Origin of the sequence: Sulfitobacter sp. M368, assembly GCF_025141875.1 — a bacterium.
Classification (GTDB): Bacteria; Pseudomonadota; Alphaproteobacteria; order Rhodobacterales; family Rhodobacteraceae; genus Sulfitobacter; species Sulfitobacter mediterraneus_A.
This window is the reverse complement of record NZ_CP081113.1, coordinates 1,790,463-1,804,382: the sequence shown is the minus strand read 5'-3', so window position 1 is coordinate 1,804,382 and position 13,920 is coordinate 1,790,463. Positions and strand designations below refer to the sequence as shown.

At 59.5% G+C, this 13,920-nt stretch carries 17 protein-coding genes; 7 read left to right on the top strand and 10 right to left on the bottom strand.

Going from position 1 to position 13,920, the window contains the following annotated elements; genetic code table 11:
* The first annotated feature begins 220 nt into the window (after positions 1–220).
* A complete protein-coding gene (locus tag K3754_RS09040; protein ID WP_203211347.1) occupies positions 221–508 on the top strand; it encodes a hypothetical protein in 288 nt (95 codons plus the stop codon).
* Between the two features lie 17 nt (positions 509–525).
* Here K3754_RS09040 and K3754_RS09035 read toward each other — a convergent pair whose 3' ends face one another.
* Genes K3754_RS09035 through purC form a run of 6 tightly spaced genes read right to left on the bottom strand, consistent with a single transcriptional unit; the run spans position 526 to position 6,427 of the window.
* On the bottom strand, positions 526–1,860 hold the full coding sequence (locus tag K3754_RS09035) for a sigma-54 dependent transcriptional regulator (protein ID WP_037904222.1): 1,335 nt from the start codon (positions 1,858–1,860) through the stop codon (positions 526–528).
* Between the two features lie 6 nt (positions 1,861–1,866).
* Positions 1,867–3,624, bottom strand: a complete 1,758-nt coding sequence (locus K3754_RS09030) for an ATP-binding protein (protein ID WP_203211348.1) — start codon at positions 3,622–3,624, stop codon at positions 1,867–1,869.
* A gap of 36 nt (positions 3,625–3,660) precedes the next feature.
* A complete protein-coding gene (gene purQ / locus K3754_RS09025; protein ID WP_203211349.1) occupies positions 3,661–4,329 on the bottom strand; it encodes a phosphoribosylformylglycinamidine synthase subunit PurQ in 669 nt (222 codons plus the stop codon).
* A gap of 11 nt (positions 4,330–4,340) precedes the next feature.
* Positions 4,341–5,384, bottom strand: a complete 1,044-nt coding sequence (locus K3754_RS09020) for a zinc-binding dehydrogenase (protein ID WP_259943018.1) — start codon at positions 5,382–5,384, stop codon at positions 4,341–4,343.
* A complete protein-coding gene (purS, locus tag K3754_RS09015; protein ID WP_203211351.1) occupies positions 5,384–5,614 on the bottom strand; it encodes a phosphoribosylformylglycinamidine synthase subunit PurS in 231 nt (76 codons plus the stop codon). The genes K3754_RS09020 and purS overlap by 1 nt, the downstream gene beginning before the upstream one ends.
* Before the next feature lie 51 nt (positions 5,615–5,665).
* Positions 5,666–6,427 (bottom strand): phosphoribosylaminoimidazolesuccinocarboxamide synthase, encoded by a 762-nt coding sequence (gene purC, locus K3754_RS09010; protein ID WP_203211352.1) that lies wholly within the window; start codon positions 6,425–6,427, stop codon positions 5,666–5,668.
* A 171-nt stretch (positions 6,428–6,598) separates the two neighbouring features.
* On the opposite strand from purC, the gene K3754_RS09005 reads away from it, so the two are divergent.
* Together K3754_RS09005 and bmt are read left to right on the top strand one after the other, a co-directional pair.
* Entirely contained in the window at positions 6,599–6,916 is a 318-nt protein-coding gene (locus K3754_RS09005) for a DUF1476 domain-containing protein (RefSeq protein ID WP_203211353.1), read from the top strand.
* A gap of 200 nt (positions 6,917–7,116) precedes the next feature.
* On the top strand, positions 7,117–8,136 hold the full coding sequence (gene bmt / locus K3754_RS09000) for a betaine--homocysteine S-methyltransferase (protein ID WP_203211354.1): 1,020 nt from the start codon (positions 7,117–7,119) through the stop codon (positions 8,134–8,136).
* A 28-nt stretch (positions 8,137–8,164) separates the two neighbouring features.
* Here bmt and K3754_RS08995 read toward each other — a convergent pair whose 3' ends face one another.
* Complete coding sequence (locus tag K3754_RS08995; RefSeq protein WP_259943015.1) at positions 8,165–9,241, bottom strand: PA0069 family radical SAM protein; 1,077 nt, start codon at positions 9,239–9,241, stop codon at positions 8,165–8,167.
* Positions 9,242–9,443: 202 nt separating this feature from the next.
* Between K3754_RS08995 and K3754_RS08990 the strand changes: the two genes are divergently transcribed.
* The 3 genes from K3754_RS08990 (at position 9,444) to K3754_RS08980 (ending at position 11,011) form a co-directional block, all read left to right on the top strand.
* Positions 9,444–10,145, top strand: a complete 702-nt coding sequence (locus K3754_RS08990) for a B12-binding domain-containing protein (RefSeq protein ID WP_203211356.1) — start codon at positions 9,444–9,446, stop codon at positions 10,143–10,145.
* Positions 10,146–10,223: 78 nt separating this feature from the next.
* Complete coding sequence (locus K3754_RS08985; protein WP_203211357.1) at positions 10,224–10,379, top strand: hypothetical protein; 156 nt, start codon at positions 10,224–10,226, stop codon at positions 10,377–10,379.
* Complete coding sequence (locus K3754_RS08980; RefSeq protein ID WP_259943011.1) at positions 10,376–11,011, top strand: DUF1638 domain-containing protein; 636 nt, start codon at positions 10,376–10,378, stop codon at positions 11,009–11,011. The genes K3754_RS08985 and K3754_RS08980 overlap by 4 nt, the downstream gene beginning before the upstream one ends.
* On the opposite strand, the gene K3754_RS08975 is transcribed toward K3754_RS08980, so the two are convergent.
* Positions 10,998–12,374 carry a M20 family metallopeptidase gene (locus tag K3754_RS08975; RefSeq protein ID WP_259943008.1) on the bottom strand — a complete coding sequence of 459 codons (1,377 nt, stop codon included), beginning with the start codon at positions 12,372–12,374 and terminating at the stop codon, positions 10,998–11,000. The genes K3754_RS08980 and K3754_RS08975 overlap by 14 nt on opposite strands.
* A 91-nt stretch (positions 12,375–12,465) precedes the next feature.
* Complete coding sequence (locus K3754_RS08970; RefSeq protein WP_203211360.1) at positions 12,466–12,876, bottom strand: SufE family protein; 411 nt, start codon at positions 12,874–12,876, stop codon at positions 12,466–12,468.
* Between the two features lie 124 nt (positions 12,877–13,000).
* Between K3754_RS08970 and K3754_RS08965 the strand changes: the two genes are divergently transcribed.
* The gene (locus tag K3754_RS08965) at positions 13,001–13,519 is read left to right on the top strand and encodes a hypothetical protein (protein ID WP_203211361.1); all 519 of its coding nucleotides are present in this window, start codon (positions 13,001–13,003) and stop codon (positions 13,517–13,519) included.
* Positions 13,520–13,561: 42 nt separating this feature from the next.
* On the opposite strand, the gene K3754_RS08960 is transcribed toward K3754_RS08965, so the two are convergent.
* Positions 13,562–13,915 carry a RidA family protein gene (locus K3754_RS08960; protein WP_259943005.1) on the bottom strand — a complete coding sequence of 118 codons (354 nt, stop codon included), beginning with the start codon at positions 13,913–13,915 and terminating at the stop codon, positions 13,562–13,564.
* Positions 13,916–13,920: the final 5 nt, after the last annotated feature.

Sequence of the window (13,920 nt, the reverse complement as noted above, 5' to 3'; positions counted from 1 at the left end):
ACGCCTGAACGCTCTTGTCCCATCCTCCTAGATAATGGCTTTGGTGATCAAATGACAATGGGCAATCGCGCCCTGCCGCCATCAATTATGTAAAACCGCCCCCTCCGCTTGACAAGCAACGGTTGTGTGGGAACATTCGCGCCCAATGCGCAGGGCGGCCTGCGGCTCCCTGTCCGGCTTTTGCGGCCATGGACAGCCCAAATCGAAGGAATGACAACCGATGCACTATCTTTTGCGCACAGCCCTGTGTTTGCCCCTGATCGCCGTAGCGGCATGCGATGAACTGGCCGTCGCCAATGATCCGGTGGCCCTGGCGGATCTGCGGGCCGCCAAAAGCTGTGTAGCGGCAGTGAACAAACAGGTGGGCGGCGGTGCCACGTTGAACACCACCTTGCCCATTGTTGAGATCAATCAATATGTTATCGATGTGCCCAACGCCAATTCCTGGACTTGCCACACAGATGACAATGGCCGCGCAAAAGAATTGATCGAACTTAAACCGCGCTGATCAAGACCTTTCGGCGGTCAGAGATAATCTGACCGCTGCAAGCCGTATTTGGCCATTTTTTCGTTCAGCGTCCGGCGTGGCAGGCACAATTCGTCCATCACACTGGCGATTGATCCCTTGTGCCGGCGCATGGTGTTGTCGATCAACATTCGTTCAAACGCCTCGACATATTCCTTCAGCGGCTTGCCCTCGGTGGTCATCACCGGCTGCATCTCGTCATGATCAGACATGAGCAGCGATGCGATTGTGCCTGACCCGCGCCGCGATTGCAGCACCGCCCGTTCCGCCACATTGATCAACTGCCGCACATTGCCCGGCCAGGGCGCCTGCAACAGCTGCGCGGCCTCCTGGGCAGAAACCTCGGGCGCGTCGCAGCCGTATTCGTCGGCAAATTGTTCGCTGAGCCGGGTGAACAGCGTCAGAATGTCTTCGCCGCGTGTTCGCAAGGGCGGCACGGTGATGCGCAGGGCAGCGAGCCGGTAAAACAGATCGGAGCGCAGGGAATCCTCTGACGTCCGCCCCGCCTCTTGCAGGTTGGAGATCGCGACGATGCGGGTCTCGGCGGGCGTGCCTTGTTCGTTAATAACGCTCAGAAGCCGCGCCTGAAGGGTTTCGGACAGCGCTTCGATGTCTTCCAGCACAAGCGTGCCGCCTCGCGCCTCTTCGATGGCGGGCAATTGCGCGTCTTCGGGCAACATCGGGCCAAACAAACGTTTGCTCAATGCGTCTTCTTCGAATGCGCCGCAAGACACCAGCACAAACTTCTTGCCCGCCCGGCTGCCAACGGCGTGCAGGGCGTGGGCGACCAATGTCTTGCCGGTGCCGGTCTCGCCGTCGATCAGCACATGACCATCGGCCTGCCCCAGATCGAGAATATCCTCGCGCAGGCGGTCCATGGCCGGGCTTTGGCCGATCAGTTTCTTCATCAACTGCCCGCCATCGGACAATTCGCGGCGCAGGGCGCGGTTGTCCATCACCAGACGCCGCGCATTGGTGGCCTTTTTGGCCAGCTCGCTCATCCGGTCCGGGTTGAAAGGCTTTTCCAGAAAATCAAACGCGCCCACGCGCATCGCCTCAACCGCCATCGGCACATCGCCATGGCCGGTGATCATGATCACCGGCAAGGCACTGTCATTGCCCATCAGCTTTTTCAGAAACTGCATGCCATCCATGCCCGGCATCTTGATGTCCGAAATGACAATGCCCGGATAATCCGGCCCCAGCACCTTGAGCGCATCCTCGGCGCTGCCAAAGGTTTCGGTGTCATAGCCCGAAAGCGCCAGCCATTGGCTGATGGATTGGCGCATGTCCTGTTCGTCATCGACAATCGCGATCTTCATTGCCTGAGCCATATTGGTCTACTCCGCCGCTTCTATATTCTTGTCACTGCCCATGATGGGCAATTGCATTTCAAACACCGCGCCGCCCGCCTGCCCGTTCCGGGCCGTCAGGCGACCCCCAAGGTCGTTCACGATCCCCGACGAAATGGCAAGACCCAGCCCAACCCCGTCGCCGGGCTGTTTGGTCGTGTAGAACGGTTCAAACAGCGCATCGAGGTTTTCGATCCCCGGTCCATTGTCGCGCACCGTCAGGGTCGCGGTTTCCCCCGCAGAGAGGATGATGTTCACCTGCGGGTTCCGTTCTGATTTGGTGGCATCAAGAGCATTGCGCAAGAGGTTGACCATAACCTGTTCAATCCGCATCCGGTCGCCCATGACCATGACGGGCGTATCCGGCACAATCCGGCTGATCTGAACCTGCCGCTGGCGCAACTGCGGCTCCATCATCGACAGGCTTGAGGCCAGCGCCGCGCCCATATCCACAGGGGAAAACGCCTCTTGCCCCTTGCGGGCATAGGATTTGAGCTGGCGTGTGATCGCGCCCATGCGTTCGATCAGATCATCAATGCGGCCAAAGGACGACAGCGCCTCATCCGGCCGGTTGCGGCGCAGCAAAAGCCGCGCCCCCGCCAGATAGGTTTTCATCGCCGCCAGTGGCTGGTTGAGCTCATGACTGACCGCCGCCGACATCTCTCCCAAAGCGGCGAGCTTGCTGGATTGTTCAAGCGTCTGTTCGGCCACAGCGAGGGTCTCTTGCACCCGTTTGCGTTCGGCAATTTCCCGCTGCAGGGCGAGGTTCAATGCGCGAAGTTTGGCCGACTCCCGTTGGAAAATCGCCAGCCGTCCGGCGGTGCGGCGGCTGAGAAAATAGAAGGCCAAAGCCAGCAGAATCGCAAATCCCATCACTTCCAGCGCCAGAACACCATTCACCCGCTCGCGCACGGAGGCATAGGTGGTATAACTGGTCATGCGCCAGCCGCGAAACGGGATCTTGTTGGTCAGGCGCATCACCGCCTCACCCTGCAAATAGGCGTCAGGAGGCAGTGCTGTCCAATCCGCCGTGGCCTTGATCGCCCGCTCGATGGCGTTCTGCGGGGTATAAAGGGCCAGCGCCTCAGGTTCCGTCAGCCCGCGCCAGCGCGGGGCGGTGGCCAGAATGATCTCGCCCTGACTGTCGGTGACAATCACAGCATCCGAAATGCCCGCCCAGGCCCGCTCGTACTTTTGCAGATCCACTTCGACGGCAATCACACCGATGGTGGTGCCGCCATCCTGAATGCGCCGCGAATACAAAAAACGGTAGCCGCCACCATCCAGCCGGATGACGCTAAAGATCGTCGCATTGGACCGGATCGCATCAACAAAATACGCCTCCGACCGGTGTGACGAACTGATCCTGTTGCGGTCCGTGGCCGCCACCGTGCGCCCGTCAATGTCATACAGCATCAACGAGGCCGCCCCGATTTCCTCGACAAAGGAGATAAGCCGCTGGGTGGACAGGGAATAATCCGCTGATTGCAACGCCCCGATCAACGTCGGGTCGCGGGCCAGAAGCTGTGGCACAATCGCGTTTTGGCGCAGTTCGGCCAACAGGTTGCCGCTGTAGAGCGCAATCCGCAGCTCTGCCCGGTTGCGGGTGCTTTCGGTGAACCTGTGGGTCAGCAATTTGTTGGTGACCGAGATCGTCACCACCGCCAATACCATCAAGAGACCGATGGCCACCCGAACACGCCAGGAGACCGTCAAACTTTGTTGTCTTTTGGCAGGTTCGCTCATGTGCGGAGCTTACGCGCTGCGACGGTTTTGCTCAAGTCAGGCGGTCTGCAGCGCACCTGCCAATGCGCGGAATAGCGCCACACCATCGGTGCCGCCATGCCCCGCATCTGCCGCCCGCTCCGGATGCGGCATCATCCCCAGAACGCGGCGGTTTTCCGACAGAATACCGGCGATATCGGCCTGAGCACCATTGGGGTTGTCGGTATAGGAAAAGGCCACGCGGTCCTCGCCCTGCAGGCGCTTGAGGGTCTCGTCGTCAGCAAAGTAATTGCCATCGTGGTGGGCAATCGGAATGTCGATCACATCCCCTGCGTTGTATCCGGCGGTGTAATCGCTGGCCGAGGTTTCCACCTTTAGCCCTACTGTTTTGCAGATGTATTTCAGCCCCGCATTGCGCAAAAGCGCCCCCGGCAGCAGGCCGGTTTCCGTCAGCACCTGGAAACCGTTGCAAATGCCCATGACGTAACCGCCCCGATCCGCGTGGGCCTTGACCGATTTCACAATCGGCGACTGGGCCGCAATCGCGCCGCAGCGCAGGTAGTCCCCATAGGAAAACCCACCGGGAATACCAACGATATCAATGCCCTGTGGCAGGTCGCTGTCTTTGTGCCAGACCATTTCCACCTCTGCACCGGCCGCCTTGAAGGCAACGGCAAGGTCACGGTCACAATTAGAGCCGGGAAAAACAACAACAGCTGCGCGCATGAGAGGTCTCCTTAACCTGCGAAATCAGTGATCACCGCCACGCCGGGCGGTGCGGGGCCGTCAAACACGGCCAATTCCTCGGTCGCTTGGCTCAGTCCAATGCGCCGCGCGACCAGCGGCGTCAAGTCCACACGGCCAGACATGATAAAATCGATCAGCGGCGGATAGCGCCAGCTTGGCATGCCACGTGTGCCGAACACGGCCAGTTGACCGCTATAAACAGCATCCATCGGGATTGGCATTGTGGTGTGATCGCCTGCAGGCATCCCCACCTGTACCATCCGCCCCAGTTTGCGCAGGCATTTCAGTGCCGGAACCGTTGTCTGCACCACGCCAAGCGCCTCTATGGCCACATCTGCGCCGCCACCTGTCAACTCGCGGATTGCCTCTGCCGGATCGCATTGCGCGGCGTTTACAACCGCATCTGCGCCCAAGGCCTTGGCATGGTCCAGCTTTCCCTGGGCCACATCAACCGCAATCACCCGCGCGCCCAGCCCCCGCGCCAAAAGCGCCGCTGACAGACCGACGCCGCCTGTGCCAAAGACCGCCACCCATTCACCGGCCTGCACCGCCGCACGCCCCGTGAGCGCATGCCAGGCCGTTGTCACCCGGCACCCCAGCGCCGCCGCCAAAGCCGGATCAAGGGCTTCGGGCAAGGAAGTCAGATTGGCATCGGCAAAAGGCACCGCGATCGCTTCGGCAAACGCACCGGCATGGGTGAACCCCGGCAAAGCCTGCTGCGCACAAATCGTCTGATGGCCCTGCGCACAGTCAGGACATGACCCGCAAGCCAGAATAAAGGGGGCAATCACCCGGTCGCCGATGCGCCAGCGCGTCACACCAGCGCCCACGGCGATGACTTCGCCGCAATATTCGTGGCCGGGCACATGCGGCAGCGAAACATCCGGGTCCGCGCCGGTCCATACGTGCCAGTCAGACCGGCAAACACCGCAAGCCAGAACCCGCAACACCACACCGCCCTCGGGCGCATCCGGCATCGGCAGATCGGCAATCTCCAATGGTGCCCGCCAGGCTGTAAGCCGGGCGGCCCGCATCAGCCGATCTCCACCGAATAGGATTCGATCACCGTATTGGCGAGCAGTTTTTCACACATCTGTGTCACATCCGCCTCAGAGGTGCCCTCTGCGAGATCCAGCTCAATCACCTTGCCCTGACGCACGCCATTCACGCCATCAAACCCAAGCGCACCCAGTGCATGGCGCACGGCCTCGCCCTGGGGGTCCAGAACCCCGTTCTTCAACATCACATGAACCCGTGCTTTCATTGCACATCCCCCAGCTTCATTTGGCTAAAAAACTCAAGCGCTCCCGCGGCTTCAGTTGATCAAGGTTGGTTTGGAAATCGGCGTTGAGGACTTGGGCATCACACCCAGCCGTTTGGCCACTTCGGTATAGGCGTCGGTGAGCGATCCCAGATCGCGCCGGAACACATCCTTGTCCAGCTTCTGACCGGTTTCGATATCCCACAAACGGCAGCTGTCCGGGCTGATCTCATCAGCGATGATCAGGCGTTGGAAATCGCCGTCATAAACGCGGCCAATCTCGATCTTGAAATCCACCAAACGAATGCCGACCGCCAGCATCATGCCGGACATGAAATCATTCACACGCAGCGCCAGGCTTAGAATATCGTCCATGTCCTGCTGGCTGGCCCAGCCAAAGGCCGCGATATGTTCTTCGGTCACCAAAGGATCGCCCAGACTGTCGTCTTTGTAGCAATATTCTACGATTGGGCGTGGCAGCTGCGTGCCCTCTTCGATGCCCAGACGTTTGGACATGGTGCCCGCGGCATAATTGCGCACGATCACTTCAAGCGGAATAATCTCGCATTGGCGCACCAGTTGTTCGCGCATGTTCAGACGTTTGATGAAATGCGTCGGCACGCCGATTTGATTCAGCCCGGTCATGAAATACTCGGACAGGCGGTTGTTCAACACGCCCTTGCCTTCGATCACGTCTTTCTTTTCGGCGTTGAACGCCGTGGCATCGTCTTTGAAATACTGGACAATTGTCCCCGGCTCCGGACCTTCATAAAGGATCTTTGCTTTGCCTTCGTAAATCTTCTTGCGCCGGGCCATGGGCGTCCTTTCCGCGACAGGCTGGGAGGGTCCCAGACGATTTGGCCCCCTCTTAGTCTAAGGCCCGCCCCCCTGCAAGCATGGGTTCGTCGCGCGTTCCTGTGCGCTCTTGTCTGCTGGTCACGGATCACCCATATCTATATAATAGGCGTGCAAAGACAGGAGAGCATGATGACCACCTTCGACAACCGCGAAAAAGCATTCGAGAACAAGTTTGCCCATGACGCAGAAATGCAGTTCAAGGCAGACGCGCGCCGCAACAAATTGCTGGGCCTTTGGGCTGCTGGCCTGATGGGCAAGTCCGGCGCCGACGCCGAGGCCTATGCCAAAGAGGTGGTCAAGTCCGATTTCGAAGAAGCCGGCCACGAAGACGTTTACCGCAAGGTTGCGGGCGATCTGGGCGACAAGGCCGATGAGGCAACCATCCGCGACAAGATGGCAAGCTTCCTGGTCGAAGCCAAGGCGCAGGTCATGGCCGAAACCGACTGATCTATCGCACCATAAAGCGCAAGAATTGATGCGTCCTTCGGTCAATTGGAGGGCGCATTTTTTGGGGCTGCGGGTGGGCGCGCCCTACGGCCCCTGCTGCCCAATGATCACCCGCTTCATGAAGAAGATGAAGATTATGAGATTGCTCTGGATCAGGCGCCGTGAAATGAGGCGGACGTAACGCGCGCGGAGTATGCCCGATGACCAATGCCTTCACACAATTGCTTGCTGAAAAGGGCGCCCTGCTGGCCGATGGGGCCACGGGCACCAATCTGTTCAATATGGGGCTGATGTCAGGCGACGCACCGGAGTTCTGGAACACCGATGAGCCCAAAAAGATCGTCGCGCTTTACAAAGGTGCGGTGGATGCGGGCAGTGATCTGTTTCTGACCAACAGTTTCGGGGCCAATGCCTCGCGCCTCAAATTACACGACGCAGCCAAACGCGCCCATGAGTTGAGCCGCGTTGCCGCCGAGATCGGCCGCGAGGTTGCTGATACTGCCGGACGCAAAGTGATCGTGGCCGGATCCGTTGGCCCAACCGGCGAGATTATGGAACCCGTCGGCAGCCTGAGCCATGCTTTGGCCGTTGAGATGTTTCATGAAACCGCCGATGGGCTGAAGGCCGGAGGCGCCGATATTGGCTGGCTCGAAACCATCAGCGCCCCCGAGGAATACCGCGCCGCCGCCGAAGGCTTTGCCCTGGCCGGGCTGGATTGGGTCGGCACCATGAGCTTTGACACCGCCGGGCGCACCATGATGGGGCTGACCTCCGAAGGGATGGTTGAGATGGTGCATGATCTGGACAACACGCCACTGGCCTTTGGCGCAAACTGCGGCACGGGCGCGTCGGATCTGCTGCGCACGATTTTGGGCATGGCCGCAAAAGAAGAAGGCCGCTTGCCTCTTGTGGCCAAGGGCAACGCCGGCATTCCCAAATATGTCGACGGCCACATCCATTATGATGGCACGCCCGAACTGATGGCAGATTACGCGGTGATGGCCCGCAACTGCGGCGCGTCGGTGATCGGCGGCTGTTGCGGCACGATGCCCAGCCACCTTGAAAAAATGCGCGAGGCGCTGGACACAAGGCCCAAGGGCAGCGCACCGGAGCTGGAAGAAATCGTGGCCGCGCTTGGCCCGTTTTCATCTGCCGGCGATGGCACCGGCGATGATCAAGCCCCTGAACGTCGCAGCCGCCGTGGCCGCCGCCGGGGATAAGGACTTTGTTCCGGGCAAAATGCCCGGCCTATAGCAGGTTTAACTGCGCACCCGGCAGAACCGGCGGGCGAAACAGATCACAACGCATCGGCGGCGCTTGGCCAGACAGGCCAAGCCGTTTAGCAGCCAATTTGAACCGTTGTGCAATCACTTCGGCATAGGGCCCCTCCCCGCGCATGCGCCGGTGCCACCGCGCATCATATTCCTTACCGCCGTGCATCTCGCGCAATCGGTTCATGATCCGCTCGGCCCGGTCCGGGTAATGCTCTGCCAGCCAATCCTGCACCAGCGGCGACACCTCACGGGGCAATCGCAGCATAATCCAACTGGCATGGCGTGCGCCCGCCTCTTTGCCGCTTTGCAATATTGCCTCCAGCTCAGGATCGGTGAGCGCCGGAATCATTGGTGAGGCCATCACCCGCACTGGCACACCTGCCGCCGCCAATCGACGGATCATCACCAATCGCCGCGCGGGCGCAGGGGCACGCGGCTCCATCAATCGGCTGAGTTTTGCGTCCAGTGTGGTGACGGATATGCCAACCCGCACCAATCCCCGCCGCGCCATATCCGCCAGAATATCAATATCGCGCTCGATCAGGCTGCCTTTGGTGACAATCGCCACCGGATGATTGCAGTCCGACAACACCTCCAGACAGCGCCGCATGATGCCGTGAGTCTTTTCAATTGGTTGATAAGGGTCTGTGTTGGTTCCGATCGCAATCGGCGCGGGCCGGTATTTGCGCGCCGCCAACTCCTTGCGCAGCACCTCCGCCGCGTCAGGCCGCGCAATCAGACGGGTCTCAAAATCCAGCCCCGGCGACAGCCCAAGATAAGCGTGGCTGGGCCGCGCAAAGCAATAAACGCAGCCATGTTCGCAGCCGCGATAGGGATTGATCGACCGGTCAAAGGGCAAATCCGGCGAGGTATTATAGGTGATAACCTTGCGCGGCACTTCGATGGTGGTTTGCGTCCGCAGCACCGGCAGAACGTCGTCACGGTCCCATCCGTCGCTGACCGCCTCACGGGCGTGCGCCTCGAACCGGCCCGCATGGTTGCTGCCCGCCGCCCGCCCGACAACTTTGTAACGATGATTTTCATGATCCATACACCATTTTGGAACAAATCATGAACACGCGCAATCGAAACCCGCTAATCCCTTGTCCGGTGGACTAAAAAGACGTTAAATTCTTGTTCATCGAAGTCGCGCAAAACCTCATCCATGTCGCAATTTGCGCACCAAGCGCCGACATTCCGTGACAAAAAGGCGCATAGGCCAAGCACCTGCAACGGCAGCAGAAGGAAATAACATGTCCGACGAAGACGAAATCATCCTGTCAGAACTCGACGACGAAGAACTTGTCCAACAGATGTTCGACGACCTTTACGACGGTCTCAAGGAAGAGATCGAAGAAGGGGTTAACATCCTGCTTGAGCGCAAGTGGGAACCTTACGACATCCTGACAAAAGCGCTAGTCGGCGGCATGACCATCGTTGGCGCGGATTTCCGGGACGGCATCCTGTTTGTGCCCGAAGTTTTGCTTGCAGCAAATGCGATGAAGGGCGGCATGGCCATCCTCAAGCCACTGCTGGCCGAAACCGGTGCTCCGCGCGTTGGCAAAATGGTCATCGGCACCGTCAAGGGCGACATCCACGACATCGGCAAGAACCTTGTCGGCATGATGATGGAAGGCGCAGGCTTTGAAGTGGTTGATCTGGGTATTAACAACCCGGTCGAAAACTATCTTGAGGCGATGGAAACCGAAGGCCCTGATATCCTTGGCATGTCCGCACTTCTGACCACCACAATGCCCTATATGAAGGTCGTGATCGACACGATGATCGAACAGGGCATTCGCGATGATTACATCGTTCTGGTCGGCGGCGCGCCCCTGAACGAAGAGTTCGGAAAAGCCATTGGCGCAGACGCCTATTGCCGCGATGCGGCGGTGGCAGTTGAAACCGCCAAAGAGTGGATGGCACGCAAGCACAACAGCGCAAAATCCGCCTGACCCTGATTTGAAAGGCCCCTGCGGGGGCCTTTTTTAATGGCCCCGCACCACCTATCTTGACACAAGAAAGGTCTGCCCATGCCCCCACGCCTGTTTGCCCTGATGATTGTCGCAGTCCTGCTATGTGCGGGACTGACCGTGCTGGCATTCTCCGTTCTGCCTGCGCCCATCGGTGCATTGGTCCCGGTGCTGGCGCTCATCGCTGCGGTGGCCCTGCGAAAGTTCCGATCATGATCCCAAGCGACGCCGAGCTGACAGAGAACGGGCTGGACACAGATACCCCGCGCGGGCGCATCCTGCTGATCGCTTGCGGCGCTCTGGCGCGCGAAATTCTCGACCTCAAGGCCGCCAATGGCTGGACCCATCTGGACCTGACCTGCCTGCCGGCGAAATACCACCTTTACCCGGAAAAAATCACCGACGCCGTGCGGGCCACAATCGCCAAGCACCGCGATGATTATGATGATTTCTTCGTGGTTTACGCAGATTGCGGCACCGGTGGCGGATTACAGGCCGCCTGCGATGAACTGGGGGTCAAAATGGTGGCCGGCCCGCATTGCTACAGCTTTTTCGAAGGCAACGCCGCCTTTGCCGCCAAGATGGACGAGGAGTTCACCAGCTTTTACCTGACCGATTTTCTGGTCCGCCAATTTGACGCCTTCATCATCAAACCCATGGGCCTCGACCGGCATCCAGAATTGCGTGATATGTATTTTGGCAACTACGAGAAACTGGTCTACCAGGCCCAAACAGATGATCCAGAACTGACAGAAAAGGCCCGTAAATGCGCCGATCGACTAGGCCTCAAATTTGAACGTCGCCTGACCGGATACGGGGATCTCACCGAGGCGCTCAAAGCGCTCTAGGCGGCCTGCCTGCTCCGATGTCCCAGAACAACCCGGCCATCACCTGCATCCCTTCCCGGAAAATCGATTTCAACACATGTTCGTTTGGCGCATGTTGGTTGCAGCCCAGATAACTGTGGGGAATCCAGATGGTCGGCAGGCCCAGGATATCGGAGAAACATTCATTGGGCAGCGATCCGGCAAGATTCGGCAAAACATGTGGTGTCTTGCCTGTGGTCCGTTGGATCGACCCCTCTGCAAAGCGCACCCAAGGATGATCCGGATCCAGCCGCGTCGCCCGCATCGGAACGCTGTCCGCCTCGCGTACCTCAACCTGATCAAACCCCGCCGCCGCCAGATGCCGCCGGAGCGCAGGCAGGATGTCATCGGCATCGGTGCCCACCACATAGCGCAACTGGCAATGCGCACGCGCCGATCCGGAAATCGCATTCACCGGCGCCTCCGGCCGGCCCGATGACATCGCCAGAATCGCAAAACTGTTCCACCCATAGGCCCTTTCTGCGGCCGTCAGCCCCGCTTCGCCCCAATCTGGATCGCTGCTGTCTGTCTCCGGTAACCGTGCAAGCGTTGCACGGATCTCGGGTGTCAAACTGTCTGGCCGCCATTCCGGCACTTTGATCTGCCCCCGCGCATCACAAATCGACGCCAAAGCCTGGGTCAGGATCACCGCCGGATCGGCCAGCAATCCCCCCCAGTTGCCCGAATGATGCGCACCGTCACGCAGATCCACCACCAGATCAAAGTTCAACGCCCCGCGCGAGCCCATGAACAGCGTCGGCGTGTCCGGCTCCAATCGCGGACCGTCAGAGGCGATCAAAACATCCGCCTGCAAGGTTTCGCGATGACTGCGCATCATCTCTGCAAGCCCCGGCGATCCGATTTCCTCGCTCATCTCGATCACAATCTTGACGTTGAACCCAAGACGCCCCTGCACCGCTAAAACCGCCTCTAGTGCCGCGATGTTGATCAAATGCTGGACCTTGTTGTCCGCCGCACCGCGCCCGAACAACGCCGCGCCCCGTTCTGTCAATTCAAACGGCGCGAGCCCTGCCTCCCAGGCATCATCCTGCCCCCAGATCACATCGCCATGGCCATAGATCAGAACAACCGGCAAAGCAGGATCTTCGATCCGATCCGCCAAAAGAAACGGCCCGCCGCCCGCAACCGGATTGTCGTATATCGCCCCATCAAAGGCGTTGGTCTGCAACCGTGGCAGGATCGCAGAACGCAGGTATTGATAAAGCACGTCGCGCTGCGCCGGATTCTGGCTTTCTGTCCGAAACGCCACCCAAGCGGCCAAATCCGCCTGCAATTGACCATTATCAGCATAGGCCGCGGCCTGCGCCACACTGTCGGATCTCATGTCACCAGTCCTCCCCTTTTTGGCTTTCAAATATTCCGGGGGAAGCGGCCCGTCAGGGCCGATTGGGGGCTGGCCCCCTGCCCGCGAATGATCAGCCCACCTGCGCGGCGGTTTCGCGAATACGTTCTATCATCGCCCGCAACCCGTTCGAACGCTGTGCCGACAAATGATCGTTCAGCCCAAGCCGCCCCATCTCGGCGCGGGCATCCACTGCCAGCACCTCCGCAGCGGTTAATCCATTGTAAAGAATACGCAAAACTGCAATCAGGCCAGACACGATCATCGCGTCACTCGCTCCGTCGAAATGCAGGCGCCCGTCATCGAACTGCGCATGCAGCCACACCTGAGAGGCACAGCCGTCCACCTTGGTCGCAGGCACCCGCAGCGCCTCTTCCAAAGGTTCCATCGCCTTGCCCTGCTCAATCACATGGCGATACCGGTCTTCCCAATCCTCAAGAAACTCAAAATCTTCGACAAGCTCTTCAAACGCGGCATTGGCCATAGCGGGATCCTCAGGTGATATTTGCGTCACAGAGGTAGGAGCAGAGCCGCCAAAGGTCCACCCCCTTCCCAAGGCCCACGGGATCAGGTAGTCAAAAGACAGTTCAAATTCCAAGGGCGACCTGATGCGCAAGACCCTCTCTTTGCTTCTCGCAACATCTCTGACATTGGCCGCCTGCGGCACGATCCGCGACAGCCGGGTCAACCCGTTCAACTGGTTCGGTAAATCGCGTTCCGAACCGATTGAACAGGTGGAAAACACCAATCCGCTGATTCCAAAGACCGGCGGTTTGTTTGCTCGTGATCGCGAGGCCGCGGACACCTATGCAGGCCGGCCGTTCGAGCAGGTGACAGAGCTGACAATCGAACGCATTCCGGGCGGTGCCATCATCCGCGCGACCGGCCTTGCGGCACGGCAAGGCATTTATCAGGTGCGGCTGACGCCACAAAACGATGCTGAACTGCCCGTCGATGGTGTTCTGACCTATCGCTTGGAAGGGGTCCGCCCCAACACGCCAACGCCTGTCGGCGCCCGCGCCACACGCGAGGTGGTTGCAGCACGCAGAGTGACCGATCAGACCCTGCGCAATGTGCGCAGCATCCGTGTCGAAGGCATTGAAAACGCGCGCGTTATCCGCCGCTAAAGCGAAATGGCGTTTCGGATCCTGTCCGAAACGCCTCTTGGATCAGCCCGCCGCGGCAGCCGTCACAATAATCTCAACCGTAAAATCAGGATGGGCCAATTTGGCCTCGCCGCAGGCACGCGCAGGCGCTTGTCCTTCGGGAACCCATGCATCCCACACGCCGTTCATCTCGGCAAAATCGGCCATATCCGCCAGCCAGATCACCGCCTGCAGGATGCGTGTCTTGTCTGATCCAACCTCGGCCAGCAGACGGTCAATCGCGTCGAGGCAATCCTGCGTCTGCTGTGCCACACTGGCCCCGGCGGTGCCAACCTGACCGGCCAGATAGATCGTGCCGTTATGCTCAACGATCTGGCTCATCCGGGTGTTTGTATGGTGACGTGTAATTTCTGACATTGCTG

Bases quoted from the DNA above. Each gene is read 5' to 3' on its own strand.
- K3754_RS09040 (WP_203211347.1), top strand. From the start codon at position 221: ATGCACTATCTTTTGCGCACAGCCCTGTGTTTGCCCCTGATCGCCGTA.
- K3754_RS09035 (WP_037904222.1), bottom strand. From the start codon at position 1,860: ATGGCTCAGGCAATGAAGATCGCGATTGTCGATGACGAACAGGACATG.
- K3754_RS09030 (WP_203211348.1), bottom strand. From the start codon at position 3,624: ATGAGCGAACCTGCCAAAAGACAACAAAGTTTGACGGTCTCCTGGCGT.
- purQ (WP_203211349.1), bottom strand. From the start codon at position 4,329: ATGCGCGCAGCTGTTGTTGTTTTTCCCGGCTCTAATTGTGACCGTGAC.
- K3754_RS09020 (WP_259943018.1), bottom strand. From the start codon at position 5,384: ATGCGGGCCGCCCGGCTTACAGCCTGGCGGGCACCATTGGAGATTGCC.
- purS (WP_203211351.1), bottom strand. From the start codon at position 5,614: ATGAAAGCACGGGTTCATGTGATGTTGAAGAACGGGGTTCTGGACCCC.
- purC (WP_203211352.1), bottom strand. From the start codon at position 6,427: ATGGCCCGGCGCAAGAAGATTTACGAAGGCAAAGCAAAGATCCTTTAT.
- K3754_RS09005 (WP_203211353.1), top strand. From the start codon at position 6,599: ATGACCACCTTCGACAACCGCGAAAAAGCATTCGAGAACAAGTTTGCC.
- bmt (WP_203211354.1), top strand. From the start codon at position 7,117: ATGACCAATGCCTTCACACAATTGCTTGCTGAAAAGGGCGCCCTGCTG.
- K3754_RS08995 (WP_259943015.1), bottom strand. From the start codon at position 9,241: ATGGATCATGAAAATCATCGTTACAAAGTTGTCGGGCGGGCGGCGGGC.
- K3754_RS08990 (WP_203211356.1), top strand. From the start codon at position 9,444: ATGTCCGACGAAGACGAAATCATCCTGTCAGAACTCGACGACGAAGAA.
- K3754_RS08985 (WP_203211357.1), top strand. From the start codon at position 10,224: ATGCCCCCACGCCTGTTTGCCCTGATGATTGTCGCAGTCCTGCTATGT.
- K3754_RS08980 (WP_259943011.1), top strand. From the start codon at position 10,376: ATGATCCCAAGCGACGCCGAGCTGACAGAGAACGGGCTGGACACAGAT.
- K3754_RS08975 (WP_259943008.1), bottom strand. From the start codon at position 12,374: ATGAGATCCGACAGTGTGGCGCAGGCCGCGGCCTATGCTGATAATGGT.
- K3754_RS08970 (WP_203211360.1), bottom strand. From the start codon at position 12,876: ATGGCCAATGCCGCGTTTGAAGAGCTTGTCGAAGATTTTGAGTTTCTT.
- K3754_RS08965 (WP_203211361.1), top strand. From the start codon at position 13,001: ATGCGCAAGACCCTCTCTTTGCTTCTCGCAACATCTCTGACATTGGCC.
- K3754_RS08960 (WP_259943005.1), bottom strand. From the start codon at position 13,915: ATGTCAGAAATTACACGTCACCATACAAACACCCGGATGAGCCAGATC.